The sequence below is a fragment of the Agromyces humi genome (assembly GCF_009720255.1).
Lineage (GTDB): Bacteria > Actinomycetota > Actinomycetes > Actinomycetales > Microbacteriaceae > Agromyces > Agromyces humi.
Genome location: NZ_WJSP02000464.1, coordinates 1 through 2,572 on the forward strand (window position 1 = coordinate 1; position 2,572 = coordinate 2,572).

Consider the following 2,572-nt stretch of genomic DNA (forward strand, 5'->3'; position numbering starts at 1 on the left):
TTCCTGGTGGTGGGCGATGATGAGCTCGAAACTGGACCCTCATGACGCGCTCGACCTTGACGAGTACGCGCGAACGCCATGCGCCGACGCAGAGCGCTCGCGACGAACGTGGCCAGGTCGTCGGACCACGGGCAGCGCCGAGGGCGTGGGCCTGTTCCGCACCGAGTTCCTCTTCCTCGACGCCGACGCGGCGCCGAGCGTGCGGGAGCAGCAGGAGCACTACACACGCCTGCTCACGGCGTTCGCCGGCAAGAAGGTCGTGGTCCGCGTGCTCGACGCCGGCGCCGACAAGCCGCTCGCGTTCCTCAACGACGCGCACGAGGAGAATCCGGCCCTCGGCCTCCGCGGCATCCGGGCGCTGCGCCACTCCGAGGTCATCCTGCGCGAGCAGCTCACGGCGCTCGCCGCAGCGGATGCCGCGACCGACGCCGAGCTCTGGGTCATGGCCCCCATGGTCGCCACCGTCGAGGAGACCCGCTACTTCGACGGCCTCGCCAAGGAACTGGGCATCCGGGTCGCCGGCGTCATGGTCGAGACCCCCTCGGCCGCGCTCGTGGCCGACCGCGTGCTCGCCGCCTGCGACTTCGCCTCCATCGGCACGAACGACCTCACCCAGTACACGATGGCGGCCGACCGGCTGCTCGGCACGGTGGCGAACCTGCAGAGCCCGTGGCATCCGGCCGTCCTCCGCCTCATCGCCGACGTGGGTACCGCCGGCGCCGAGCTCGGCAAGCCCGTCGGCATCTGCGGCGAGGCCGCCGCCGATCCCCTCCTCGCCGTGGTCCTCGTCGGCCTCGGCGCCACCAGCCTGTCGATGTCCCCATCGGCACTCGCAGATGTCCGCGCCTCCCTCGCGCGGTACAGCCCCGACGACGCCAAGGCGCTCGCCCGGGCAGCCCTGGCCGCTGAGGGAGCGGCCGAAGCCAAGCAGGCGGCCCTGTCCGCCGCATCCGACATCACCTCGGCGCGCACCGCCGCGTCGTGATCACGAGAGAGGCAACATGATGACGACGACGTCACCACAGACGAAGCGGCCGGGGGGAGCACGCGTCGCGATCCAGAAGTTCGGCACCTTCCTCTCGGGGATGATCATGCCGAACATCGCCGCGTTCATCGCCTGGGGCTTCATCACCGCGTTCTTCATCCCCACGGGGTGGACCCCGAACGAATCGCTCGCCGCGCTCGTCGGCCCGATGATCACCTACCTCCTGCCACTGCTCATCGCCAACCAGGGCGGTCGCCTCGTCTACGACACCCGAGGCGGGGTGGTGGCCTCGATCGCGACCGTCGGCGTGATCGTCAGCACGGACATCCCGATGTTCCTCGGCGCCATGATCATGGGTCCGTTCGCGGCCTGGGTCATGAAGCAGATCGACAAGCTGTGGGAGGGGAAGATCAAGGCCGGCTTCGAGATGCTGGTCAACAACTTCTCGGCCGGCATCGTCGGCATGCTGCTCGCGCTCGTCGGCTTCTTCGCCTTCGGCCCTGCGGTGCAGTGGCTGAGCGGGCTCCTCGAGACGGCCGTCGACTGGCTGACCTCGCTGAACCTGCTGCCGCTGCTGTCGATCCTCGTCGAGCCGGGCAAGATCCTCTTCCTGAACAACGCCATCAACCAGGGCGTGTTCACCCCGCTCGGCACGCAGCAGGCGGTCGAGCAGGGCAAGTCGATCCTGTTCCTCATCGAGGCGAACCCAGGCCCCGGCCTCGGCCTGCTCCTCGCGTTCACGTTCTTCGGCGTGGGCATGGCGCGGGCCAGCGCGCCCGGCGCGATCATCATCCAGTTCCTCGGCGGCATCCACGAGATCTACTTCCCGTACGTGCTGATGAAGCCCCTCACGGTGCTGGCGGTCATCGCCGGCGGCATGACGGGGGTCGCGACGAACGTGCTCTTCCAGTCGGGCCTCCGAGCCCCCGCGTCACCTGGCAGCATCTTCGCGGTGCTCATCCAGACGGCGACGGACAGCTACATCGGGGTCATCCTGTCGGTGATCCTGTCGGCCACCGTGTCCTTCATCATCGCGTCGATCATCCTGCGGGCCAGTCGCAAGAAGGACCTGGCGACCGGCGGCGGCGACCTCGGCATGGCGATCGCGCAGACACAGGCCAACAAGGGCAAGGAGTCGAGCGTGCTCGGCAACCTGCAGGCCGAGGGCGTCGAGGCCGGCGGCGGCCTCATCGCCGAGGGCGAGCGCGCGGCGTTCGAGCACAAGCCGATCCACACGATCATCTTCGCGTGCGACGCCGGCATGGGCTCCAGCGCCATGGGCGCCACCGTGCTGCGGAACAAGATCAAGAAGGCCGGCATCGACAGCGTGTCGGTGACGAACAAGTCCATCGCGAACCTCACGGACGACGTCGACCTGGTGATCACCCACCAGGACCTCACCGATCGGGCGCGGCTGCAGTCGCCGAGCGCGCTGCACATCTCGGTGGACAACTTCATGAACTCCCCGAAGTACGAGGAGATCGTGAACCTGCTGGAGTCGGAGGGCGTGCGCTGACCGACCGCCGGCGAACGGGGCGGGGGAACCCGGGGCCGCGCGCGGGCTCACCACGAGCCCGCCGCGGCTCC

At 69.1% G+C, this 2,572-nt stretch carries 2 protein-coding genes; both read left to right on the forward strand.

Translation table 11 applies throughout. The annotated features are described in order from the left end of the window. On the forward strand, window positions 1–985 hold a 985-nt coding region (locus GH736_RS20935; RefSeq protein WP_162529585.1), incomplete at its 5' end, for a phosphoenolpyruvate--protein phosphotransferase. A 19-nt stretch (window positions 986–1,004) separates the two neighbouring features. Beyond that, on the forward strand, window positions 1,005–2,501 hold the full coding sequence (locus GH736_RS20940; protein WP_159606756.1) for a PTS mannitol transporter subunit IICB: 1,497 nt from the start codon (window positions 1,005–1,007) through the stop codon (window positions 2,499–2,501). Window positions 2,502–2,572: the final 71 nt, after the last annotated feature.

What these genes read in the sequence shown, in the direction of transcription:
- GH736_RS20940 (WP_159606756.1), top strand. Translation starts at nt 1,005, where the DNA reads ATGACGACGACGTCACCACAGACGAAGCGGCCGGGGGGAGCACGCGTC.